At 43.2% G+C, this 24,223-nt stretch carries 25 protein-coding genes and 1 riboswitch; of the genes, 4 read left to right on the top strand and 21 right to left on the bottom strand.

What is annotated here, in order from left to right; genetic code table 11:
• The first annotated feature begins 147 nt into the window (after nucleotides 1-147).
• A complete protein-coding gene (locus Q0E03_RS06890; protein WP_297130857.1) occupies nucleotides 148-1,335 on the top strand; it encodes a glycosyltransferase in 1,188 nt (395 codons plus the stop codon).
• A 258-nt stretch (nucleotides 1,336-1,593) separates the two neighbouring features.
• Here the strand turns inward: Q0E03_RS06890 and Q0E03_RS06885 are convergent, their stop codons facing one another.
• The 8 genes from Q0E03_RS06885 to Q0E03_RS06850 form a co-directional block, all read right to left on the bottom strand.
• A complete protein-coding gene (locus tag Q0E03_RS06885) occupies nucleotides 1,594-1,935 on the bottom strand; it encodes a hydrogenase maturation nickel metallochaperone HypA (protein WP_297130855.1) in 342 nt (113 codons plus the stop codon).
• Complete coding sequence (gene hypB, locus Q0E03_RS06880) at nucleotides 1,935-2,606, bottom strand: hydrogenase nickel incorporation protein HypB (protein WP_078769041.1); 672 nt, start codon at nucleotides 2,604-2,606, stop codon at nucleotides 1,935-1,937. The genes Q0E03_RS06885 and hypB overlap by 1 nt, the downstream gene beginning before the upstream one ends.
• A 107-nt stretch (nucleotides 2,607-2,713) precedes the next feature.
• Nucleotides 2,714-4,327: a phosphoenolpyruvate--protein phosphotransferase gene (gene ptsP, locus Q0E03_RS06875; RefSeq protein WP_297130850.1), complete on the bottom strand. Its 1,614-nt coding sequence runs from the start codon at nucleotides 4,325-4,327 to the stop codon at nucleotides 2,714-2,716.
• 38 nt (nucleotides 4,328-4,365) lie between these two features.
• Complete coding sequence (locus Q0E03_RS06870) at nucleotides 4,366-4,632, bottom strand: HPr family phosphocarrier protein (protein ID WP_297130847.1); 267 nt, start codon at nucleotides 4,630-4,632, stop codon at nucleotides 4,366-4,368.
• A 70-nt stretch (nucleotides 4,633-4,702) separates the two neighbouring features.
• Nucleotides 4,703-6,664, bottom strand: coding sequence for a fructose-specific PTS transporter subunit EIIC (locus Q0E03_RS06865; RefSeq protein WP_297130844.1), 1,962 nt, complete (start codon nucleotides 6,662-6,664; stop codon nucleotides 4,703-4,705).
• Between the two features lie 53 nt (nucleotides 6,665-6,717).
• Nucleotides 6,718-7,620 (bottom strand): 1-phosphofructokinase, encoded by a 903-nt coding sequence (gene pfkB / locus Q0E03_RS06860; protein WP_297130841.1) that lies wholly within the window; start codon nucleotides 7,618-7,620, stop codon nucleotides 6,718-6,720.
• Nucleotide 7,621: 1 nt separating this feature from the next.
• The gene (locus tag Q0E03_RS06855) at nucleotides 7,622-8,368 is read right to left on the bottom strand and encodes a DeoR/GlpR family DNA-binding transcription regulator (RefSeq protein WP_297130839.1); all 747 of its coding nucleotides are present in this window, start codon (nucleotides 8,366-8,368) and stop codon (nucleotides 7,622-7,624) included.
• 310 nt (nucleotides 8,369-8,678) lie between these two features.
• Nucleotides 8,679-9,998, bottom strand: a complete 1,320-nt coding sequence (locus Q0E03_RS06850; protein WP_297130836.1) for a fibronectin type III domain-containing protein — start codon at nucleotides 9,996-9,998, stop codon at nucleotides 8,679-8,681.
• Nucleotides 9,999-10,105: 107 nt separating this feature from the next.
• Nucleotides 10,106-10,292: riboswitch (cobalamin riboswitch) on the bottom strand.
• A 71-nt stretch (nucleotides 10,293-10,363) separates the two neighbouring features.
• Between Q0E03_RS06850 and Q0E03_RS06845 the strand changes: the two genes are divergently transcribed.
• Both Q0E03_RS06845 and Q0E03_RS06840 read left to right on the top strand, forming a co-directional pair.
• On the top strand, nucleotides 10,364-12,514 hold the full coding sequence (locus Q0E03_RS06845; protein ID WP_297130832.1) for a glycosyl hydrolase family 95 catalytic domain-containing protein: 2,151 nt from the start codon (nucleotides 10,364-10,366) through the stop codon (nucleotides 12,512-12,514).
• Nucleotides 12,507-13,292: an asparaginase domain-containing protein gene (locus Q0E03_RS06840; RefSeq protein ID WP_297130828.1), complete on the top strand. Its 786-nt coding sequence runs from the start codon at nucleotides 12,507-12,509 to the stop codon at nucleotides 13,290-13,292. The genes Q0E03_RS06845 and Q0E03_RS06840 overlap by 8 nt, the downstream gene beginning before the upstream one ends.
• 88 nt (nucleotides 13,293-13,380) lie before the next feature.
• On the opposite strand, the gene Q0E03_RS06835 is transcribed toward Q0E03_RS06840, so the two are convergent.
• From Q0E03_RS06835 to Q0E03_RS06780, 12 genes are all read right to left on the bottom strand, one after another.
• On the bottom strand, nucleotides 13,381-13,785 hold the full coding sequence (locus tag Q0E03_RS06835; RefSeq protein ID WP_294836484.1) for a hypothetical protein: 405 nt from the start codon (nucleotides 13,783-13,785) through the stop codon (nucleotides 13,381-13,383).
• A gap of 281 nt (nucleotides 13,786-14,066) precedes the next feature.
• Nucleotides 14,067-14,729, bottom strand: a complete 663-nt coding sequence (locus tag Q0E03_RS06830) for an HAD family hydrolase (protein WP_297130823.1) — start codon at nucleotides 14,727-14,729, stop codon at nucleotides 14,067-14,069.
• Entirely contained in the window at nucleotides 14,707-15,525 is an 819-nt protein-coding gene (locus tag Q0E03_RS06825; RefSeq protein WP_294836487.1) for a riboflavin kinase, read from the bottom strand. Before Q0E03_RS06825 ends, Q0E03_RS06830 begins: the two co-directional genes overlap by 23 nt.
• Nucleotides 15,525-16,424, bottom strand: a complete 900-nt coding sequence (truB, locus tag Q0E03_RS06820; RefSeq protein ID WP_297130820.1) for a tRNA pseudouridine(55) synthase TruB — start codon at nucleotides 16,422-16,424, stop codon at nucleotides 15,525-15,527. The genes Q0E03_RS06825 and truB overlap by 1 nt, the downstream gene beginning before the upstream one ends.
• A complete protein-coding gene (locus tag Q0E03_RS06815; RefSeq protein ID WP_297130817.1) occupies nucleotides 16,421-17,371 on the bottom strand; it encodes a bifunctional oligoribonuclease/PAP phosphatase NrnA in 951 nt (316 codons plus the stop codon). The genes truB and Q0E03_RS06815 overlap by 4 nt, the downstream gene beginning before the upstream one ends.
• On the bottom strand, nucleotides 17,361-17,714 hold the full coding sequence (gene rbfA, locus Q0E03_RS06810) for a 30S ribosome-binding factor RbfA (RefSeq protein ID WP_297130814.1): 354 nt from the start codon (nucleotides 17,712-17,714) through the stop codon (nucleotides 17,361-17,363). Before rbfA ends, Q0E03_RS06815 begins: the two co-directional genes overlap by 11 nt.
• 61 nt (nucleotides 17,715-17,775) lie before the next feature.
• Nucleotides 17,776-20,157, bottom strand: coding sequence for a translation initiation factor IF-2 (infB, locus tag Q0E03_RS06805; RefSeq protein ID WP_297130811.1), 2,382 nt, complete (start codon nucleotides 20,155-20,157; stop codon nucleotides 17,776-17,778).
• Nucleotides 20,141-20,479, bottom strand: a complete 339-nt coding sequence (locus Q0E03_RS06800) for a ribosomal L7Ae/L30e/S12e/Gadd45 family protein (protein WP_294836492.1) — start codon at nucleotides 20,477-20,479, stop codon at nucleotides 20,141-20,143. The genes infB and Q0E03_RS06800 overlap by 17 nt, the downstream gene beginning before the upstream one ends.
• Nucleotides 20,469-20,738 carry an RNase P modulator RnpM gene (locus tag Q0E03_RS06795; protein WP_078769057.1) on the bottom strand — a complete coding sequence of 90 codons (270 nt, stop codon included), beginning with the start codon at nucleotides 20,736-20,738 and terminating at the stop codon, nucleotides 20,469-20,471. Before Q0E03_RS06795 ends, Q0E03_RS06800 begins: the two co-directional genes overlap by 11 nt.
• Before the next feature lie 25 nt (nucleotides 20,739-20,763).
• Nucleotides 20,764-21,840 carry a transcription termination factor NusA gene (gene nusA / locus Q0E03_RS06790; RefSeq protein ID WP_367270246.1) on the bottom strand — a complete coding sequence of 359 codons (1,077 nt, stop codon included), beginning with the start codon at nucleotides 21,838-21,840 and terminating at the stop codon, nucleotides 20,764-20,766.
• A 40-nt stretch (nucleotides 21,841-21,880) separates the two neighbouring features.
• Nucleotides 21,881-22,369 carry a ribosome maturation factor RimP gene (gene rimP / locus Q0E03_RS06785; protein ID WP_297130807.1) on the bottom strand — a complete coding sequence of 163 codons (489 nt, stop codon included), beginning with the start codon at nucleotides 22,367-22,369 and terminating at the stop codon, nucleotides 21,881-21,883.
• Nucleotides 22,370-22,469: 100 nt separating this feature from the next.
• Nucleotides 22,470-22,829, bottom strand: a complete 360-nt coding sequence (locus Q0E03_RS06780) for a hypothetical protein (protein ID WP_297130804.1) — start codon at nucleotides 22,827-22,829, stop codon at nucleotides 22,470-22,472.
• 125 nt (nucleotides 22,830-22,954) lie between these two features.
• Between Q0E03_RS06780 and pduL the strand changes: the two genes are divergently transcribed.
• On the top strand, nucleotides 22,955-23,533 hold the full coding sequence (gene pduL / locus Q0E03_RS06775; protein WP_297130801.1) for a phosphate propanoyltransferase: 579 nt from the start codon (nucleotides 22,955-22,957) through the stop codon (nucleotides 23,531-23,533).
• 375 nt (nucleotides 23,534-23,908) lie between these two features.
• Here pduL and Q0E03_RS06770 read toward each other — a convergent pair.
• The coding region (locus Q0E03_RS06770; protein WP_297130798.1) for a fibronectin type III domain-containing protein at nucleotides 23,909-24,223 on the bottom strand (315 nt) is incomplete at its 5' end.

Genomic DNA, 24,223 nt, shown 5'->3' with positions numbered 1-24,223 from the left:
TCATTAAAAGCTTAATCAAATTATATTATATAGTATATTTTAGCATTAATCAAGAAAAGATTAAAAATAAATTAATTAAATATTTTGATGTAGACTCCACAACCACACTATGCTATAATTGGAGAGCGAAGAATAAGGAGATATCTTATGAACAAACTAAAAATCGCAATAGGCACAGAGGCTTTTCCGCCGACGATTGACGGCATCAGCACGGTTGCCAAATGCTATGCGGATATAATCAACGAAAAATACGGCGAAGCCATCATAGTTACCCCTAAAAATCCGAACCAAGAGGACTACAAATATCCTTATGAGATTTACAGATACCAAAGTCTTTTCACCTTTGGCGAGGGCTATCCTGTCGGCTGGCCGTTCAAGGAAAAATTTGCAACCGACATCATTGCAAAAAATGTTGACATTCTGCATTCTCATTGCCCGATAGCCACAAGCTATTTTTACAGGAGAATAAACAGAATTTTCCGTATTCCGCAGATTTTGACTTATCACACAAAATACGAATACGACATTGAGGACAGAGTTCCTATTTGGGCAATTCGCCACAGAGCATACGGCTTTTTGCTCAACAACATCAAATCGGCGGACGAAGTGTGGGTTACAAGCCACGGCACAGTTGACAGCCTGCGAAAAATCGGCTATGAAGGCGACTATGTCGTTATGCCAAACGGCTGTGACTTGCCGAAATTTGACACCACGGACGATATGAAAGCTATGATGAGGCGCAAGCACAACATTCCAAATGATGTGCCGATTTTGCTCTTTGTCGGCAGAATGATGTGGTACAAGAATATCCGAATCACTCTTGACGCCTGCAAGCTCCTCAAAGACGAAGACAGAGATTTCAGGATGATTATGGTCGGTATGGGACCCGAAGAAAACCAAATCAAAAGATATTGCGCAAAACTCGGACTCAACGACAAGGTGATTTTCACAGGTCAAATTCTTGACAGAACCGAGCTTCAAATGTACTACGGCACAGCGGATTTGCAAGTGTTCCCGTCTATTTTTGACACAAACGGACTTGTTGTGCGTGAGGCTGCGGCAAGCGCCACACCGACGATTGTTGTGCACGACAGCTGCGCAAGCGAGGGCATCAAAGACTGCGAAACAGGATTTATTTGTCTTGAATCGGCACACAGCGTTGCAAGAACAATCGACAAAATCATTGACAACAAAGATTTGCTCAACCGTGTCGGTTTGAACGCTCGTGATGAAATTTACATCAGCTGGGACGAAAGCATTGCCAAGGCATACGAAAGATACCAAGTTGTGATTGACAAATTCAAATCAACACCACACGGCAAATACGAATACTAAACAAAAAATTTCGACAAACCATAGACTGTTGAGAAAGTTTCTGAATTTCGTTTTCTTGGGAGTGGGAGCTGTACATGGGTACCGCCCCCGAGCAAAAAACGAAAAACGCCAAAAATGCCGTAGGTTCGATACCTACGGCATTTTTAAAACCCCACCGTCAACACTTCGTGTTGCCACCTCCCCTTTCCTAAATGGGAGGCATAATTCGGTTGATTATATTTTGGCGTGTTTCAGATGCTTTATCGACAGTCTATTTTTTTATTTTGCTACTATTTCTTTTATGTCAAACTGCCTGCCTGAAACGATTTTGAGATTGTCTGAAGAACAAATCGGGCAATCGGGCACAAAGGTTTTGACATGCCCCTCGTAGCCACAATCGAGGCATTTTGCCAAAGCCGGCATAACCTCTACCGTCATTTTTGCATCGGGATACTCCGTTGTTGGTGCTGTTGCCTGCCACGCTTCTTCAAGAAATTTCGGCACAACATCGCTCATTTCGCCCACCTGCAAAACAATCTCATCAAGTTCAATCAAATTGTTTTCCGCCATCACTTCGTCAACGGTTTTGACCACCTGACACACAAGTCCCAGTTCGTGCATCAGTCGTTGTTCCAAGCGTTGATTTGACCTCTGAGCCAATCAAACCACTTGTCCATTCCCTCGCCTGTTTTTGCGCTGACAAAGAAAATCTCTGCCTTTGGGTTGAGTTTCTTAATTCTCTCAACAACAGCTTCGTCATCAAAATCAAACACGCTCTTTGTGTCAATTTTGTTGATGAGAACACAGTCGCAAATTGAGAACATAAGCGGATATTTGAGTGGCTTGTCGTCACCCTCAGGAACTGACAAAATCATTGCGTTTTTGCTTGCACCTGTGTCAAATTCAGCCGGGCAAACAAGGTTGCCGACATTTTCAAGCACAACAAATTCAAAATCACTTGCGTCAAAGCTGTCAAGACCTTGCTTTGTCATACCCGCATCGAGGTGGCACATTCCGCCTGTGTGGAGCTGAATCGACTTTGCGCCTGCTTCTTCAATTGCTCTTGCGTCAACATCGGAGTCAATATCTGCCTCCATAACGCCCATTTTATATTCATCCTTGAGAGCCTTGATTGTTGCTTTCAGGGTTGTTGTTTTGCCCGAACCCGGTGAGGACATAAGATTGAGCAAAAAGGTTCTGTCCTTTTTGAGTTGTTCACGAACTTTGTCTGCCTCTCTGTCGTTATTTTCAAAAACCGACCTTTTAATTTCTATTACTTTAAATTCACTCATAGCAAAGTTGCCTTTCATATTAATACAAACAATATTGTATATTTTATAAATAGTATTGTCAAGTAAAAAGCAACGATTCTCCGTCGTGGAAAATCGTTGCTTTTTGATTAATCATTCAAACATATGCTTTTTCTTGTTTGGAGGATTGAGGACGGTGTGACGCTGAATTCGTCAAGTCCCCAGTCGATAAGCATAGGAATCAAGCGTTCGTCTGCCGCCGCTTCGCCACACATACCAACCTGAATGCCGGCCGCTTTGGCATTCTTAATTGTCATTTCTATTGCACGGAGCACCGCAGGCTGAAAAACATCATAAAGATAGCTGACATTTGCATTGCCACGGTCAACCGCCATTGTGTAACCTGTCAAATCGTTTGTTCCGATAGAGAAGAACTCTGCCTCCTTGGCAAGCAAATCGGAAATCAAGGCTGCCGACGGAGTTTCAATCATAACACCGACAGGCACATCTCTGTAGCGAAGTCCCTCGTTTTCGAGTTCGTCGCAACATTCCTTAATCAAAGCCTTTGCCTGCTTCACCTCGTCAACGGTTGTAACCAAAGGAAGCATAATTTTGATATTGCCGAATTGTGCCGCACGCAAAATTGCACGAAGCTGTGTTTTGTACAACTCCTTGTTGCCGAGGCAATATCTGATTGCACGGTAGCCCAAGAACGGATTATCCTCTTTTTCGATAGAAAGATAATCAATAGCCTTGTCACCGCCGATGTCAAGGGTACGGATGATGACCTCTTTGTTATCCATAGCCTTTGCCACGGTTGAATAAGCTTCAAACTGCTCATCCTCGGTTGGCTGATGCTCCCTGTCCATAAAGAGAAATTCCGTGCGGAAAAGTCCGATTCCCTCACCGCCGTTTTGCACAACATTCTGTGCATCCTCGGCTTTGCCGATATTTCCGTAAACCTTTTTGACAATACCGCTTTTTGTCACAGTCGGTTTGCCGAAATATTCGTTGAGGCTTTCTCTTTCTTCAAGATAAGTCTGTTGCTTTGCGGAATATTCTTCAAGCTCCGCATCGCTTGGAGAAATAAATACCTTGCCCTTAAATCCGTCAACTATAAGCTGTTCACCGTCGGCAATGCTGTCAACAGCACCTACAACCGACAACACCGCCGGAATACCCATTGCCCTTGCAAGAATTGCGCTGTGGCTTGTTACACCGCCGACTTCCGTAACAATCGCAGAAACATTGTCCTTGTTGATTTGCGAAGTCATAGACGGGGTGAAATCCTTTGCGATAAGCACCGAATTTTTCGGCACCGCCGAAATATCAACAGCCTCCTCGCCAAGCAAAATTCTCAGCAAGCTGTCCTTGATGTCCTTAATGTCCGAAGCTCGTTGACGGGTAAGTTCGTCATCAACACCGGAGAACATATCGATAAACATTGAGCAAACCGTGTCAACGCCTGCCTCGGCAGTCATTCCGCCGTCAATGTTTTCTTCCATTTGTGCAAGCATAAACGGGTCTTGAAGCATCACCAAATGACCTTCCAATATCTCCGCTTCCTTTTCGCCGGCACTCTGCTTCAAATTTTCGGCAAGCGCCTTGGTTTCTTCAACAAAGGTGTCAACTGCGGCGTGAAGTTTTTGCTTTTCCTCCTCTGCGCCTGCATATTTCACCTGCTTGTAATCAAGGTTGCAGTCCTTTATGACAACAGCCTTGCCTATTCCGTATCCACGGGAAGCACCGATACCCTTTAGCATAACATTTCCCCTCTTTCTGTGTTGATTTTAATCATTAATTATTCTTCGCCAAAACCGCTTTCAATAAGCTGTGTTGCCTCTGCAAGAGCCGCTTCTTCATCTGCGCCCGAACATTCAACGGTGATTTCGCTTCCGCACTTGATGCAAGCCGCCATAATGTTCATAATGCTTTTGCCGTTAATCTTTTTACCGTCCATCTCGATTTCAACATCAGACGCAAACTTTGTCATTTCTGTTACAAAAACATTTGCCGGACGCATATGAAATCCCATTTTATTCTTGATTGTAAAACTCTTTGATACCATAATAGTTACCTCTTATTTCTCCATAACGGGAGGGATAAACCCTCCCGATTAATATTTTGTTTTGTGATTTTTATGCCTTTTTCTTTGTTGTGAGTGCCTTGAGCAATGTGAGAATGACTCCGCCGAGAAGCGAACCTGCTACAAGAGCAACGATATAAAGAAGCGGATGGTCGCAAACTGCGAATGTGAAGATACCGCCGTGAGGTGCAGGACAGGTTACATGGAACACTGCAGTAAGTGCACCTGCGAGAGCAGAGCCGATCATACAAGACGGGATAACTCTGAGTGGGTCAGCCGCAGCGTAAGGGATTGCACCCTCTGTGATGAAGCAAAGACCCATAAGATAGTTAACAGGACCGCTCTTGATTTCTTCTTCAGTCCAGAGCTTCTTTGCAAATGTTGTTGAAAGAGCGATTGCGATAGGAGGAACCATACCGCCAATCATAACAGCCGCCATAATCCAAGTGTTGCCGTCTGCAATAGCTGCTGTGCCGAATACATAAGCTGCCTTGTTGAAAGGACCGCCCATATCGGTTGCCATCATTGCGGCAAGAACGATTGAAAGAAGAATTTGGCTTGTTTCGCCGAGTGATGAAAGTCCGTTTGAAACCGCTGTGTTGAGAAAACCGATAGCAGGATTGATGAGGCACATCAACGCACCTACAAGGAAAGTGCCGAACAACGGATAAAGGAATACAGGCTTGATACCGTCCATTGCTTTTGGAAGCCAAGCAAATACTTTTTTAAGAAGATTTACGATAAGACCTGCTGCAAAGCCGGCAAAAAGTGCACCGAGGAAACCCGAAACAGCCGTTGAATCGCCGACCATATTTTGATTTTCGAACATTGAATTAAAGGTGTAGCCCTGTGCGGCAATCATTCCGCCGATCATACCCGGAAGCAAACCCGGTCGGTCTGCAATTGACTGTGAAATATAACCTGCAAGAACAGGAAGCATAAAGCCGAATGCAACCTTACCAATCCAAAACGGAACGGAAGCCGCAAAGCTTGTGAAGCCGAACGAACCGTTTGCCGAGCCGTCAGGCATTGTTGCATTGCCCATAATTGTATCAATAAGGAAGCCGAGTGCGATGAGAACACCGCCGCCGACAACGAACGGAAGCATATGTGAAACGCCGTTCATAAGGTGCTTATAAATCTTGTGACCGAAGCTTTCCTTTTCCAAATCATCATCGGCAGAAGCGGTTGCTCCGCCCTCTTCGTGATAAACGGGAGCTTTGCCGTCAACAATTCTTTGGATAAGTTCTTCAGGCTTGTTGATACCGTTTGAAACAGAAGTTTTTACAACAGGCTTGCCGTCAAATCTTGCCATTTCAACATTCTTGTCTGCGGCAATAATAATACCGTCACAATCTGCGATTTCTGCCTTTGTGAGCACATTTTTTGCGCCGCCCGAACCGTTTGTTTCAGCCTTGAGCGGATAGCCCATCTTTTCGCCTGCCTTTTCCAAAGCCTCGGCTGCCATATAGGTGTGAGCAATGCCTGTCGGGCACGCTGTTACCGCAAGAATTCTGTATCCGTCTTTTTTAACAGGTTCTTTCACCTCGTCAGGATATTTTTCGCTTTCTTTCTTGTCGATTATTTGCAAGAACTCGTCTGCTGTCTTTGCGTTGCGAAGTGCGTTGCAAAATTCAGGTTCCATAAGCATAACCATAAGTCTTGAAAGAATTTCAAGGTGCAAGTCGCCGTCTATAGGTGCTGCAATCATAAACAAGATGTCGGACGGTTTTCCGTCAGGTGCTTCATAATCAACACCGCCCTTAACCGTTATAGCCGCCAAGCCGGGTGTTTTTACGCTGTTGCTCTTTGCGTGAGGCACGGCAATACCCTCTCCGATGGCTGTTGTGCCCTGTTCTTCACGAAGCAAGATTGCCTGCTTGTACGCCTGACGGTCTGCCAAATTGCCGACTGCGTCGTGAAGTGCCACAAGTTTGTCAATTGCTTCTTCTTTTGTTGCTGCCGATGTATTCAATTCGATTGCACCGGATTTTAGCAAATCAATTATTCTCATAATTTTCCCTCCTGATTATATTTTATATCAAAGCATCTTCCCAAATGCTTTTGTTACATACTCTCAAACACATTTTTTATTTCGTCAATCGTTGCAAGTTCCTCTGAAAATGCAGTTGCGTTTCCGCAAGAAGCACCGAGTTTCAAGGCATAGGCATAATCTTTTTTGTTGATGTATCCTGCCACAAAACCTGCCACCATACTGTCGCCGCAGCCAACCGAATGGACCACCTTGCCGTCAACATTGCCGATTGTTGTTACATTGCCGTTTTCGTCAATCAGCGTTGCACCGTCCTTTGCCCTTGAAACAAGCACATTCCTTGCGCCCATTTCCTGAACTTTTTTTGCATACTTAACTATATCTTCCTCGGTCTTTGTTTCAACTCCGAACAAATCGCCGAGTTCGTGGTGATTGGGTTTAACCAAAAACGGTTTGTACGGCAAAACATTTTTAAGCAAATCACCTGTTGCGTCAACCACAAAATTGACCTTTCGCTTTTGCAATCTTGCCAAAATTCTCTCATAAATATCATCCGGCAAAGTGCTTGGAATTGAGCCTGCAAGCACCAAAAAGTCGCCCTCTTTGATGTCGTCAAGTTTTTCCATAAGCTCGTTGATTTCAAGCTCATTTATGTCGGGACCCTGTGCGTTGACATCAAGTTCCGTGTCTGCCTTTATCTTGACATTGATTCGGGTTTGACCCTCTTTGAGCCTGTTGAAATCACAATCAATACCTTCTTCGACAAGCATCTGTTCAAGTTTTCTGCCCGTAAAGCCTGCCACAAATCCGAGCGCCCTGTTGTGAACGCCGAGCCTCGTCAAAATCACCGACACATTTATGCCTTTTCCGCCGTAATAAATTTCCTCACTCGAAGAACGATTTATGTCGTCATACCTGAGTTTCCCGACCTTCATAACATAATCAAGTGCCGGATTCAATGTAATCGTATAAACCATATCACACTACCTCCTTGATAACCGTTCGTTCCTTGATTGCATCGTCCTCGCATTTGTCGCAAACAATACAAACCGCATCAATCGGCGCAAATGTCACCGCCGAAACCTTGCCGAATTTTGAACTGTCTGCCAAAACATAGGTGACAAAGCTTTTTTCAACAGCCACCGCTTTCAACATCGCCTCATCGGTGTCGGGAGTTGTGCATCCTTGCTTTTCGCTGACTCCGTTTGTGCCGATGAACGCCTTTGAGAAGTTGTACTTTTGCAAATTCTTTGCCGCCGCAAGTCCTATGATTGCATCCGTAGTCGCCTTAACCTCGCCACCCACAATGAACGCTTTGCAACCAACCTGTGCAAGTTTTTTGCAATGCGAAATTCCGTTTGTGACAAAGGTCGCCTTTGAACCCTCAAGATAATCTATCATAAGATAGGTTGTAGTGCCTGCGTCCAAAAAAACGAAGTCGTCATCGGATATCTGCTCTGACGCATATTTTGCAATCAAGGTTTTTTCATCAATGTTTTTCAAAAACTTTTCTTCATTGTTATCCTCGTTGTTTACAAATTCCTGTGACAAAACCGTTGCACCGCCGTGCACCTTGTTTAGCTTTCCCAAATTTGAGAGCGCCACCAAATCTCGCCTGATTGTACTTTCCGAGGTGTCAAATTCTCGGCTGAGCTCCGTTACGCTTGCCGAACCTTTGTGAAGCACTAAATCTAAAATTCTTTGTCGTCTTTCCTGTGTAAGCATTTTCAATCACCCCCAGGTTTCACTTTCTACCTAAATTATAGCAATTCAATCAAATTCGGTCAATAGTAGTCAATAACTTTCGGCATATTTGCGCAATTCTGCTCTTTTTGTTGTTCAAATTACACTAATACAAAAATAAAAATGCCCACTTTTGACCGATTTTATTCATTCGGTCAAAAAAATGAGCATTTGGAATTAACCCCTCAGTCGTGCAGTATTCATATGTTATGTCCTTTTAACCCCTCAGTCGCACATAAAGTGCGACAGCTCCCCTTGATTACATAACAAGAGGAGCCTTAATTGGATTTAATTATTTTGTTTTTACTTTTCTAACGGTTGACCACTTTGAGTATGTCTTTTTGCCGTTTACGGTTTTGTATGAACGAACACGAACATAGTATACCTTTTTAGCTTTGAGCTTTTTAATCTTAACCTTTGTTGATTTTTTGCTTACCTTGAAGGTCTTTTTGTTCTTTGAGAACTTCTTGTTTGTTGCGATTTGAACCTGATAAGCAGAAACGCCGGCAACTTTTTTCCACTGTGCCGTGATTGACTTTTTACCTGCCGAAATCTTTTGAACCTTTGTCTTTGCAGGTGTTGCCGACTGTGGCTTTGCGGTTTCAGGTTTTGTGGTCGGTGCAGGTTTTGTCGGTTTTGTTGGCTCGGAATAAGTAATATCCTTGATTTTTTGCTCGCAAGCATTGTCAAAATATGAAAGTGCACGGAGTGCATCTTCAGTTGCAAGCTGATTTTCAGTCATAGCGCCTGTATTCCAATCGGCAGCCATAAATACACCGTTGTTGTTCTTGCTTTCAAAATTTTTGAGAAGCTGATAAGCCTCGTAAGCCTTGTCGAAATCGCCTGCTGCGGAATAAGCCATAAGAGCCATTGCAGTCGAGTCTGCATTTTCGCTTTTAACCCATTGCTCATCAGAATAATAGCCCTTATCTTTTTTATACTTTGCAATCAATTTGAGAGCATCATTATAATTAGTTTGATAATATGCCTTATACGGTGCAACAGTTGCTGCATATACCGAAGTGTTGTCACAAGAATAGCCCCAATTATCAAGTCCCGAACCGACTGTATATTTCTTTGACATTTGGTCAATCAAAGTCTTTGCCAATTCGTCATTGCCGATTGCCTTGCAAGCCTCAACAATACATCTGTAAAAATACGGATTTGAAACAGTCTTGTTTTTCTGTGCAAAAATTTCAAACGCCTGCTTGATGTCGTAACCGCCAAAGTTTGTTACATCCTTGCCGAGAATTGTCAAAACATCAATAGCAACAGCATAGTAAACAAGATTTTCAGAATCTTCAGTTTCTTTAGCCTGTCTTGCCATAATCTTGCCATTGTTTGCCTTAAGATTTCTTTCGAGTGCGGTGAGATATTCCGACACATCTCCGCCTGCCTGTGCAAACTTGTGCACCTCATATGAATTTGCAATCGTCTGCGGTGTTTTAGTCTTGAGATATTTCATTGCGCCGACCATATCTGCCTTTGCTTCAACCTGTGCTGTCACAACATCTTTGATGCTTAGCGGTTTTGTTTCAGCCAAAGCCGAAAACGGAACTACTGCCGAAAAAATCATAACTGCCGACAGCAAAACTGATAATAGTTTTTTCATTACTTTTACCTCCTATAAATAAAAAAACTCTGTTTGTAGACAGAGAATGCAAAAGGGTATAGTAATCCCATACTATACTGTATTTCCTTGCTTTCCCATTGCCCAAAAGCGAAAATAAAACTTAAAACTCGTCTCCCGACTTATGATATAGCAGAGCTTGATTTTGCGCCTTCTCGTGTTACCGATGGCGTTGCAAAATCTTCGTCAAATACGGTAATGGCGGTTGCTCGGGATTCTCACCCGATTCCGTTTGAATTAAGCCATTTCTACTTGATTATACACCTAATTATCAATTTGTCAATAAACTCTTGAAATATAATGATATATATAATAAAATAATATTAATAATATATGAGGTAACCGCTATGAAAAATATTTTATTTTATAAGAAAAAAGCAAAGGCTTGGGAAGAGGCACTTCCTGTCGGCAACGGCAGAATCGGTGCAATGATTTTCGGCAACCTAAAAACAGAGAGAATCGCTCTCAACGAGGACAGCCTGTGGTCGGGTTATCCAAAGGATTTGAACAAAAAGGATGCCGGAAAATATCTTGAACCGTTGAGAAAAGCAATTTTATCGGGCGACCACAAAACCGCAAAAGAAATTGCAAACAGAAATTTTCACGGTCACTGGAGCGAGGCTTATCTTCCGTTCGGCGACCTTAACATCGAATATTCAAAATCAACAAAAAAAGGATACGAGCGTACACTCGACCTTGAAAAAGGATTGTCAATCACAAAAAGCGACTTGCTCACTCAAACAGTTTTTGTAAGTTGTCCGTCACAGCTTTTGGTGGTTAATGTTCAGGCAAACGAACCGATAAGTGCAAGGGTTCAGCTTTTCAGCAAGCTTCACCATAAGTGTTATACGGATGAGGATATGCTTGTTATCGAGGGCAAAGCTCCGGAGATTTGTATGCCGCCTTACTACAACACCGGCAATGTGTTTGACTACGGTGAAGGCGGAATGAGTTTTGCAGGCGGTGTCAAGTCAGGAACAGCCGTATCTGTTGCACTTTTGGGTGAAGGCGCAATGAGTTTTGCGGGTGCTGTCAAGGTGCTTGGCACGGCAACATTTGACGACGATACCATCGTGATTACAAACCAAACCGAATTTACTCTTTTGGTGTCGCTTGCAACAAATTTTGTTGATTTTAAGTCAATGCCTGAGGGTGACGCACTTGAAAAAGCAAAGGAACATTTTGTAAACATCAGACCGTACAATGAACTTTTGCGTGAGCACACAGACGATTTTTCTGCGCTGTTCAACAGAGTTGATGTTGATTTTGGCAGCGAAAGAGCAGATGTTCCGACCGACAAGAGATTAAAACAATTCAAAAAAGGCGCAGACGACAACAATCTCATTGCGCTCCTTTTCCAATACGGCAGATACCTCACTATTTGCTGTTCTCGTTCAGGCACACAGGCAATGACGCTTCAGGGCATATTCAACCCTCACTTGCGTGCGCCGTGGTCATCAAGCTACACCACCAACATCAACACCGAAATGAACTATTGGTGCACAGATATTTGCAACCTTTCGGAATGTTTTGACCCGTTCTTTGAACAGGTTAAAAAGATGTGCATAAACGGCGAAGTTACCGCAAAAGATTACTATAACTGCACAGGTTCGGTTGCTCACCACAACAGCGACATCTGGGGTGCAAGCTATCCTGCGGGCGACCCAATTGGCAAAACAGACGCCGAAAGCTATGCTTATTGGCAAAGTTCACTTCCGTGGATGCTCAACGAAGTTTTTGAGCACTATCGCTACACAAAAGATGAACTTTTGTTTGAAGAAATGAAGCCTTATTTTGAAAAAGTGCTCAATTTCTACAAAGATTATCTCTTTGAATTCGAGGGCAATTTGGTTACCTGTCCGTCAAGTTCACCCGAAAACACTTTCAACGACAATGGTCAGCGTGGTTGCCTCACCTATATGCCGACAATGGACATCGGAATTCTTCAGGAATTTTTCCAAAACTGCAACGAACTCGGCTTTGACACTCCTGAAATTCCAAGCATACCTATCGGTTCTGACGGCAGAATCAACGAATGGGCAAAGGAATACGAAGAAACCGAGGTTACTCACCGCCATGTGAGCCACCTTTACTGCGTTTATCCATCGGCTGTTGAACAGCCAAACGAAGTCAGAGAGGCTGCAAAGAAGTCACTTTTGAAGCGTGGTTTTGACGGCACAGGCTGGGCACTCGGCTGGAAAGTTTGCCTTTGGGCAAGACTTGACGAAGCCGAAAACGCTTTGAAACTCATCAAAAATCAGCTTAGACCAATCAATCCAAGAGGCTTGAAGCGTCCGGGCGGCGGAAGCTATCCCAATATGTTTGACGCTCACCCACCGTTCCAAATTGACGGCAACTTCGGTGTTTCGGCAGGTATTGCGGAAATGCTTGTGAGAGGTGCAATTCCAAAGGAATGGTCGGGCTACGCAAAGGGCATCAAGCGTAAGGACGGCACAGAAATTGACATCAAATTCAACAATGGAGAAATATATGAATAAAATTCTCGTTATCGGCTTAGGCGGAACAATCGGAAGTGTTGCGGGCGAAAGCATTTCGCTTGACAACAACTGCCTGAAAATTCTGGATGTCACAGAGCACACCAATGTGCAATTTGACACCGTTTCTCCGTTCAAGGTGCTGAGCGAAAATATGACAAAGGAACTTTGGCAGAAACTAATCGACTGCCTTGACGAAGTTGATTTTTCAAAATACAAAGGCGTAATTATTCTCCACGGAAGCGACACACTTGCGTTCACTTCGGCGATTATTGCCAATACGTTTGCCGACAAAAACATTGTTCTTGTTGCCTCCGACAAGCCTGTTGAAAATCCGTTGAGCAATGCAAAAACGAATTTTGATACGGCGGTTGCACACATTCTTGCAGGCAACAACGGAGTTTACGCATCATACAACGGAATAAAACAGGCAAACTGCATCACAAGTGCCGACATCAATGACGAGTTCAGAGCAATTTCTCACTTCCCCGAACCGACAAACAAGAAAAAAATCAGCAACAGAAATGTTCTGATTATCAGACCGTACATCTCTATGGACTTTGGCACATACAACCTTGAAAATGTTGACGAAGTGCTCATTGAAATGTATCACTCGGCAACCGTGCCCGACAGCGCAAAGGAATTTGCAAAGTCGCTCAACATCCCATATCATTTTGTAACCCACAAAATGAGTGCCGACTACGAAACCGCACAGGATATTGAAAACATCATCTTTGGCACAACGATTGAAAATGCATATGCAATGAGCATACTTGAATAATCATTCCCACAAAAAAAGAGCTGTCTTACCTTTTACGGCAAGACAGTTCTTTTTATTTGTATGGAGAAAAATGAAAAATTCAAATTATTTATGCAACATCGGTATACGATACTTCCACGCTGTACTCATCGCTCAACGCAAGATGAATATTAACGCCGATGTCGTTCGAAAGGTTTTTCAATATTTCAATGAAGTCGTCAATATCGGAGTTTTCGCAAAAATTCTCACAATTTGTCGCATCCACAAAAATATCTGTTATGTCATAATTTCCGGCACAAATTCCTGCGAAGAAACCGTACAACTGCCAAGCGGAGGTTATGCCATATTGTTTCATATCAATATGTCTGACAGACACCGGAAGAATTCTTGAAATCTTGCTTCCGTATTCGGCAAACACAACATTGCCCTTACTTTGCTGAGCTGTGTAAATTGCGGTTTCGGTCAACATTCTTGTTTTTCCTGTTCCTTTTTGTCCTGAAATGTAATCTAACATATTCATTTTCCTTTCTGCATTTTGCTTGTTTTATAAGGTTCGTTCCTAACCTTTGACTTAATAATACCCACAAAATACGAATTGGCAAAGAACAAATTTTAAATCTACTGTAAAAAGAATATTAATTGACTGTTACGAAGTGACAGCTTATTTATTTTAAAAATATATAAAATCACAGGAAGTTTCAAATACTATGCCTGCATATTCCTTTTATCCCCTCAGTCGCACATAAAGTACGACAGCTCCCCTTTATAACATTAAAAGGGGAGCCTTAATCGGTTTTATACATATTTTAAAACATCGATAATATCGGTAATCACAGGCACATCGGGACGCAAATCCTTATCCTTGAACCAACCGAAATTCATACGGATTGCCCTCATACCTGCCGAGAGTGCACCCTGAATATCGTTTATCGGGTGGTCGCCGACATAGACACATTCGCTCGGTTTCACGCCGAGTCGTTCAGCCGTAATCTCAAAAAGTCGCGGATTGGGCTTGTGCACACCCTCGTCACCGCTGACAACCACAATATCGCAGAGCGGTCGAAGTCCGCTTCTGTCCATTTTGTGATTTTGGAGGATTGACGGTCCGTTTGTAATCACTCCCGTAAGGTAACCCCTTGCACGAAGTTCCTTGAGGAGCGGAACGGAATTTTCAAATATAACATTGTAATCACCGAAATTGACATCATAGTGATTTGCAAGAACAGTTGAGTCGGGAGCGTTTTCCCATCCCCACATTTTCACAAGTTCGGTGCACCATTCAACACGGTTGACATAACCGCCGTTGCCTGTGTCCTCCATATCTTTCTTGCGTTTTTCCCGTTCCTCCGCCGTCAAATCAGGCAAAAATTCATCCAAAAACGCATAGGCATATTTTTCAAAAGCCTTGGTTCTGTCCTGCAAAGTTTCGTCAAAATCAAACAATACTGCTTTTGTCATAATCAAGTTGCTCTTTGAGTTCTTCAACATTTTTGAAGATTTTTTCCTCTCGTTTATAATCAATAAGCTCAACCCTCACGGTTTTGCCGTAAAGGTCACCGTTAAAATCAAAAATATGAGTTTCGCAAAGTGGCTTATCAACTCTCCAAGTCGGGCGAATACCAATATTTGTAAACGACTTGTACTCCTTGCCGTCAACAAAAGTCCTGCTTTCGTACACGCCGTACTTCGGCACAATAAGTCCCTCAGGCAAATGCTGGTTGATAGTCGGGAAGCCGATTGTTCTGCCTCGCCTGTCACCGCCGATAACCTCATTTTCAAATGTAAAATTATAGCCAAGCATCTCGTTGGCGTCTTTGATTTCTCCGTTTTTGACGCATTCTCTGATTCTCGTCGAACTAATCGGCAAATCCTTGAAGTCAAGGTGCTCCAAAATACGCACCCAAACATCTTTTTGTTCAAGATATTTTCTCATATCAAGAGCCGACCAAGAAGCATTTTTGCCGAATTTAAAATTAAATCCGCACAAAACAATTCCTGCGTGAAATCTGCCTATCAAGATGTCGTCAATAAATTCCTCACCGCTCAAGTTCTTTATTTCGTCAAAAGACGCAAAAACGGCATTTGGAAATCGCTTTTCAAAAATACTCTTTTGAAGAAGCGAAAATTTGTTATTTACGCAGAAAATAATAACCTTTTGCGCACCCGTGGTGACGGTTTGATGTGCACGGTGCATACCGTCAAAATCGCCGAGTGCAACCGCAATTCTCTGCTTTTCGTTATTGTCTGTATTCATTATTCTCTAATGGACAAAATGCGAAGAACCTTTAGTTCGTCCCCCTGTCTTTGTCCCAATCCTAAAAATTCGTTTTTATCGCTGTACACTGTGCAAATCTCGTTTTGCTCAACGCTTGCACGAACACGGCTCATATCAAGTGCTCCGCCGTTGAAAAATCTTGTTGACTGCGCAGGCGAAACCCTCACCTTTTTGTAACAATCAAACATTCTTTCAATGTCGATAAGCACGCCGTCAAAACCCTTACCGCTGTCTTTCATTTCCTGAAGTTCCGCAAGGCTGACACAATCCGACAAATCAAAGCCCATCGCCTTTGTGCGACAAAGTTCTGTCATAACCGCTCCGCAACCGAGTGCAGAGCCGATGTCGTCAATCAACGAACGGATATATGTGCCCTTGCTGCAAAGAACATCAATTTGATATGTGTGCTCGGTTTCGTCAAAAGCAACCAATTCAAGCTCCTTGATTTCAACCTTGCACGCTTCACGCTCCACGGTTTTGCCCTCACGAGCCAAATCGTAAAGACGAACTCCGTCCACACTTTTCGCACTGTACATAGGCGGAATTTGGTCGATAACCCCAACAAAATCACGCATCACCCTTTTGACATCATCAACCGTGACCGCAACCTCGCTTTGCGAAGTCACCTCGCCCGTAATGTCCAAGGTGTCCGTTGTCATTCCGAGTTTAAAGGTTGCACGGTAGCCCTTGTCGCTGTCGGGCAAAAAGTTCAAAAACCTTGTTGCTCCGCCAAACATAACAGGCAAAACACCTGTTGCCATCGGGTCAAGAGTGCCTGTATGACCGGCTTTTCGCTCCTTTGTTATGCCTCGAAGCTTTGCAACCACGCCGAATGAGGTTATGTCCTTATCCTTATTTACACAGATTATTCCCGTCATATGTGCAATAATTCCTTTGATTTTTCAACAAGCATTTTTGTTGCGGTTTTTACATCACAATCAAATCTGCAAGCCGCCGCCTGCTTGTGACCTCCGCCGCCGAACGCCGCAGCAATATCAGCCGCATTTACGCTCTCAAATGTTCTGATTGAGCATTTGCAAGTGCCGTCTGCCTTTTCACGGATAGTAAGTCCGATTTCCACACCCTCAATTTGGCGGGTGAGCGGAGGCAACGGCTCGGTGTCAAGCTCGGTTGTGCCTGTTTTCCTGTACATTTCGTTTGTTACAGTGAGGATGCACACTCTGTCATCAAGGAAAAACTGCATACCCTCAATGGCAAGACGCTCCAAAGCGGCAAACTTTTTCGTCTTTGTTTCAAACATAACACGGTTGATGTAGCCGTTGTCTGCGCCGAGGTCGATAAGCTCCGCAGCAGAACGATATGTATTTGATGTTGCAGACGAATACTTAAAGCAACCCGTGTCGGTTGTTATGCCTGTGTAAAGGCAGTCAGCCATCTTTTTGTCGATGTCAACGCCAAGCGCCTTGATAACTTTAAGTATAATTTCACAGTTTGCGGCAGCATCTGCATTAAGAAGCAAATACTTTGCGTAATTTGTGTTTGTGCCGTGGTGGTCAATACACAAATCAATTTTTCCGCAATAGGTGTCCTGAAGTCCGCCGAGAAGATTTTCCGTTGCAACATCAACGGCGATAACATACTTCTCGTCAAACTCCTGAACTTCTATATCATCATAAAGATATTCATATTTTGTCGGAATAGGATCATCACAAACAAGTTTTGCCTTTTTGCCAAGTTTTTGCAAAGCACGAAGCAGTGCGTATCCGCTTCCCAAGGTGTCACCATCGGGATGAGCGTGGCAGAGAATTGAAAAACAATCCTCTTTTTTGAGCAAACCTGCACACTTTTCAACATTAATCTTCATCTTTAGCTTCTATACCCTTTAGCTTATCAAAAAGCTCCATTCCCTTTTCGATAGAGTCATCCGCAACAAAGCGAAGCTCCGGTGTTTTGCGAAGGTGAAGCGACGAGCCGAGGCGACCACGGATAAATCCCTGTGCCGCCTTTAAGCCTTTTACTGCTTCCTTTGCCTTGTCAACGCCCTCAAGAGCGCTGATGTACACCTTTGCATAGCTCAAATCGTTGCTGACATCTACCTTAACAACTGTGAGCATACCGCTTACTCTTGGGTCTTTGACCTCACGGAGAATTGCGATAAGCTCTCTTTTTATATCTTCTGTAATTCTGTCTATTCTGTATCCTGCCATAAAATCTCCTACACAGACTGTTGAGAAAGCATTTGAATTTGCTTTATCGGCAGTCTACTGATTAATCTCTGTATTCTTCAACAATATAAGCCTCGAAAACATCTCCTGCCTGAATGTCGTCAAAACCTGCAAGGCTTATACCACATTCATAACCCGAAGATACTTCCTTAACTTCATCCTTAAATCTCTTGAGGTTAGCAATGTCAACATCTGCAAGTTCCTTGCCGTTTCGCATAACTCTAACCTTACCGTCACGCTTGATGTTGCCCGATGTAACAACACAGCCAGCGATTGTGCCGGCAGATGAAATTTTGTAAACCTCACGAACTTCCGCAGCACCTGTGTCAACATTACGATACTTAGGTGCTCTCATACCACGCATTGCATTTTCAATATCTTCAATAGCGTCGTAGATGATATCGTAAGTCTTAATTTCGATACCGTCACGGTTTGCACTTTCCTGTGCGATTGGGTCAACACCGACTGCAAAGCCGACGATGATTGCGTTTGAAGCGTTTGCAAGCATAACATCACTTTCATTGATTGTGCCGACACCGCCGTGGATAATCTTAACTCTGACTTCGTCATTTTCAATCTTGAGAAGTGACTGCTTAACAGCCTCAACAGAACCTTGAACATCAGCCTTAACGATGATGTTGAGGTCCTTGAGTTCGCCCTCGTGGAGAGTGTCGAACAAGGTGTCGAGTGTAACTTTCTGGAATGCCTTGAATTCTTCTTCCTTAGCTTCTGCCTTACGCTGTTCAACAAGCTGACGAGCAAGTTTTTCATCAGAAACGGCATTAAATAGGTCACCGCTCATAGGAACTTGGTCAAGACCCATAATTTCAACAGGAACCGACGGACCTGCGCTGTTTATCTTCTTGCCCTGGCAGTCAACCATTGCTCTAACCTTGCCGACTGCTGTGCCTGCAACGATAACATCGCCTGCGTTGAGAGTACCGTTTTGTACAAGGAGGGTTGCAATAGGACCTCTGCCCTTGTCAAGCTTAGCTTCGATAACAACACCGCTTGCACTTCTGTCAGGGTTAGCCTTGAGTTCGCACATTTCTGCAACAAGGTTGATTGTTTCAAGAAGTTTGTCGATGCCCATTTTTGTCTTTGCAGAAACAGGAACGCAGATAACATCGCCGCCCCATTCTTCCGGAACAAGCTCGTGCTCTGTGAGTTGTTGCATAACTCTGTCAGGATTTGCACCCTCTTTATCCATCTTGTTGATGGCAACAATAATTTCTACACCTGCTGCTTTTGCGTGATTGATAGCCTCAATAGTCTGCGGCATAATACCGTCATCTGCGGCAACAACAAGAACGGCAATATCCGTGCTCATTGCACCTCTTGCACGCATTGCGGTAAATGCGGCGTGACCCGGTGTGTCAAGGAAAGTAATAACCTGTTTATCAGGAGTTACTACCTGATAAGCACCGATAGCCTGTGTGATACCGCCTGCCTCGGTTGAAGTAACGGATGTGTTACGAATAGCGTCAAGGATGGATGTCTTACCGTGGTCAACGTGACCCATAACACATACAACAGGAGGACGAGTAACGGCGTTTTCATCGTTTTCAACCTCTGCCTCGATAATCTGTTCCTCGATTGTAACAACAACTTCTTTTTCTACCTTTGCGCCAAGCTCTGTTGCAACGATTTCTGCTGTATCGTAGTCGATAACTTCATTTACAGATACCATCATACCAAGCTTCATAAGTGCCTTGATAACCTCATTTGCAGCAAGACGAAGGCGGGAAGCAAGTTCACCGACAGTGATTTCGTCACCGACTGTAATCTTGATTTGTTGCTTCTTTCTCTGCTCTGCAATACGGGCAAGACGCTGTGCTTCTGTTTCTTTCTTTGAGCGAGCGTGCATACCCTGAGGTTTTTTCTTTCTGTATTGCTTCGACTTTTGGTTAAGCTTCTGCTTCTTTTGATAATCGCCTACTGTATTTGCAGGTGAAATATCCTCATACTTCTGATTGTACTTTTCAAGGTCAACATTGTTAACTCTTGTGTCTATATGGCGAGCCTCGCCCTTGGTTCTTGCCTGAGGTGCTTGCTCTGCCTTTTTCTTTGCTTTTTCTTCTGCTCTCTTTGCAGCCTGCTCTGCCATTTGAAGAATAGCAGCCTGACTCTGACGCTTCTTGTTCTTAGCCTCGTCCTTAGGGTCGGTGCTGTCTTTCTTTGCATCCTTTTTAGGAGCCGACTTCTTCTTTGGGGCAGCCTTTTTCTGTGCAAAGTAATCATCAAAATTGCTTACGCTGTTTGCTTGTGTAAGCTTATCAAAAAGGATGTTGAGTTCATCCTCGCTGAGTGCAGTTGCAGCTTTTTTTGCAGGACCTTCGCAGTATTGGTCAAGTACTTCGATAATTTCTTTGTTTTGCTTTCCAAAGTCCTTTGCAACATCGGAAACCTTAATCTTTATTACCATACTCGTTTTCCTCCTGATTAATCAATTCTTTTATTCTGCCGGAAAAGTTTTTGTCATCAACCGTAATAACCCCCGCCTTGTAGCCCAAGGCCCTGTGGATGTCGTTAATCGTTTCGGGAATAATGCTCACGGTTACATCGTGCTTTGACTTTTCTATGGCAACATCAAATTCGCCAACAAGTCGCTGTGACACATCCGACGCAAAAATCACAAGCTCGGTTTTATGTTCCATCACGGCTTTGAGTGCCATATCGTGACCCATAGAAAGTTTGCCCGCTCTTCTTGCCATTCCCAGCATTGAGAGATATTTTTTATTCGGCATTTGAAATTTCTTCTTCCATTTTATCGTATACGCTGTCCTCTATTTTCATAGAAAACGCTCTTTCAAAGGCACGCTTTTTTCTTGCTTGCTTCAAGCAGTCTGCGCTTTTGCAAACATAAGCACCTCTGCCGGCTTTTTTGCCTGTGAGGTCAAGGCTGACCTCTCCCTCTGGACTTTTGACAACTCTCACAAGAGTTCGTTTGTCAAACATTTCTCCACAGCCTGTGCACATTCTCATAGGCACTTTTTTTGTTTTCATAAGCTATCACCTTTGCAAAAAATAATTATTCTTCAACCGTGTCCTCGCTTGCACCCTCGTAGAAGCCCGATTCAGGTTTGATGTCAATCTTCCAAGAAGTGAGCTTTGCGGCAAGACGAACATTCTGTCCCTTGTTGCCGATTGCGAGTGAAAGCTGGTCATCGGGAACTGTTGCTCTGCAAGACTTTGCTTCCTCGTCAAGAATTTCAACAGAAATTACATCTGACGGTGCAAGTGCGGCAGAAACAAATTCAACAGGGTCGGTGCTGTATTTTACAATATCAATCTTTTCACCGCCGAGAGCGTCAACAACATTTGAAACTCTCTGACCCTTTGGTCCGATACATGAACCGACAGCATCAACGTTTTCGTCCTTTGAATATACGGCAATCTTTGTGCGAGAGCCTGCCTCACGGGAAACGCTCATAATCTCGATTGTGCCGTCAAAAATTTCAGGAACTTCTGTTTCAAAAAGACGTCTTACAAGACCCGGATGAGTTCTTGAAATCATAACCTTTGGACCTTTGCCCATATCCTTAACATCAACAACGAAAATCTTTGTGATTTGACCCTCAACAAATGTTTCGCCCGGAACTTGCTCTGCCTTTGGAAGAACAGCCTCACTGTGACCGATTTCGAGATAAACATTGCCTGTTACAGGGTCAACCTTGTTAACCTTTGCAGAGAGAAGCTCTTGATTCTTGCTTTGGAACTCTTCAAGCATCTTTCCTCTTTCCGCTTCACGGATACCCTGACGGATAACATGCTTTGCGGTTTGAGCAACGATTCTGCCAAAGTTCTTTGTTTTAAGCGGAATATCGATTGTCTTGCCGACCTTTGCACTCTTGCGGATAAGCTGTGCCTGCTCAAGAGTGAGGTCTGTATCAGGGTCTTCGATTTCTTCAACAACATTCTTGGTTACATAAACCTTAATGCTCATTTTTTCCGGGTCAATGTCGCAATGTACAATGTCCTTGCCGTTATAATCGTGCTTTGCGGCAACAATAATTGCGGCAGCAATCTTTTCGTAAAGATAATCTTCCGGAATTCCTTTTTCAGCTGTAAGCATTTTTACTGCTTCAAAAAATTCTTTGTTCATCATTTTTTCCTATTCATCCTTTCGGTATAAAATTCAAAATTAATTAAAGTCCTTTTGAAAAATCATTGATGTCAAAATCATCAAGTTTTACATAAGAGGTGTCTTTTTTGTTAACCGTAACAGTTTGACCGTCCTGAAGTTCAACGGTGATTTCCTTGTTTTCATAGTTTGCAAGTTTTCCGTTAAAATCACGAACTCCGTCAATCGCTCTGATAGTTCTCATCATAACAGGTGAGCCGATATATTTTTCAAAATGCTCATCCTTGACAAGTTCTCTTTCAACTCCCGGTGAGCTGACCTCCATCATATAGCTTTGGCTGATAGGGTCTGCCTCGTCAAGCGGTTTTGATATAGCATGAGTAAAATCAACGCAATCATTCATATCCACCCCGCCGTCTTTGTCAAGAAAGATACGCAGATACCAATCCGAGCCTTCCTTTGCAAACTGAATGTTCCAAAGGTCATATCCCATTTCGTCAGCAATAGGCTTGATTATTTCCTCAACCCTTTGCACTGTCGTAGGCTTTGCCAATTCACAATCCTCCCTACAATAAAAAGAAGCGAACCCGTTGGGTTCACCTCATTTTGATTTACATTCGATTATCTCTATTATATATTATAATTTATTTTTGTCAAGCCTTTTGTTGCATTTTCAGGCATTTTGCAACGGTCGGAGCAAGCATTGCAAAACCAAACGGTACGGACAGCACAACCATAGGTATGCAAAAAACAACCATAAGCACGATTTGTTTTGTTGTCAGTTCATCAATTCTGATAAATCCCACGCAAAAACCTGTAAGCGACGATACAGGAACAAGCGCACAAATAATCGACAAAAGCACCTTTTCGCCAAACGACATTGCAATGTTTATATCATCTCTGCTCGAAATCGCAACAACCAAAATCAAAGTCAATCCGAAAAATGCAAAAAAGGTTATCAAAGTGCCTGCTAAAAATCTTTTTGCCGTCTTTTTGCTCCAATTTTTATACATAAAACCAACCGTTCTTTCAAATAAATTTATACTTCTTAAATAATAACAAATTAAGTGTTGAAAAACAATATGAAATGGTATAAAATATAGCTGTTAAAAAAGAAATTAATTTTGGAGGATTAATTATGGCTAATCAAGTAGTAGTAGAAATTTCTGCTCGTCATGTTCATGTATCAAAGGAAGATTTGGAAACACTTTTCGGCAAGGACTATCAGCTCACAGTTAAGAAAGAGCTTTCACAGCCTGGTCAATTCGCTTGTGAAGAAAGAGTTAGAGTTGTCGGCACAAAGGGTGAGTTCCCTGCAGTTTCAATTCTCGGTCCGTGCAGAAAAGCAACACAGGTTGAGCTTTCTCTCACAGACGCTCGTTCAATCGGCGTTGTTGCTCCTGTAAGAGAATCAGGCGACATCGAGGGTTCAGGCACTTGCAAACTCGTTGGTCCGTGCGGTGAAGTTGAAATCGCTTGCGGTGTTATCGCAGCAAAGCGCCACATCCACGCAACAACAAAGGACGCAGAGGAATTCGGTCTTACAAACGGCGAAATCGTTTCGGTTGAAATTCCATCGGCAAACGGCAGAAACCTCACTTTCGGTGATGTTGTTGTCAGAGTAAGCGACAGCTATGCACTTGCTATGCACATCGACACAGACGAAGCAAACGCTGCAGGTATGAAGCCAAACACAATGGGCACAATCATCAAATAAAAAACAACACATAGCAAAAGCCACAAACTTTACTTTTGTGGCTTTTATACTGTCAAAAAGTTTCTGATTTTCGTTTTCTTGCGAAGGAAGATGTTTTTCCTCTTTCCGACCGAGCAAAAACGAAAAACGTCAAAAATGCTGTAAGTTTGATACTTACAGCATTTTTTTAACCCCTCCGCCATCACTTCGTGTTGCCACCGTCTCACCTACCGGTTCGGTCGGTGCTTCTGCATTGAAATGCAGAGGTCTCCACCGGAGACCCGCACCCCTTGCGTCAAAGGGAGGCATAATTCGGTTGATTATTTTTTGGCGTGGTTCAGGAGCTTTATCAACAGTCTAAGGCGAACACAGTTCGCCCCTACGGTCATTATAGAATTATTTTGTTTTATACTGCTTGATAGGTAATGTTTTGAACAAATCATATCCGCCCGAAGAAAATGTATCACTATTTCTCTTTCTGTAATCAAGCGGTGCTTTTTTGTAGGTCTCAACAAAAACATAATATTTGTGATTACGCTTCAAGCCTTTGACAGTTGCAGAAGTTTGCTTTTTGTTTTTGATTTTGACGGTTTTTGTTCTGTTCAAAGGCGAATTTTTGTCTTTGTAATTGCCGTCATAAATTGTAATTCTATATCCGTCAAATTGACCCGATGACTTTTTCCAAGAAATTTTATAGCCGTTTTTAATTCC

It is taken from the genome of uncultured Eubacterium sp. (assembly GCF_934525195.1).
Lineage (GTDB): Bacteria > Bacillota > Clostridia > Oscillospirales > Acutalibacteraceae > Eubacterium_R.
This window is presented reverse-complemented; position numbering and strand designations above follow the sequence as displayed.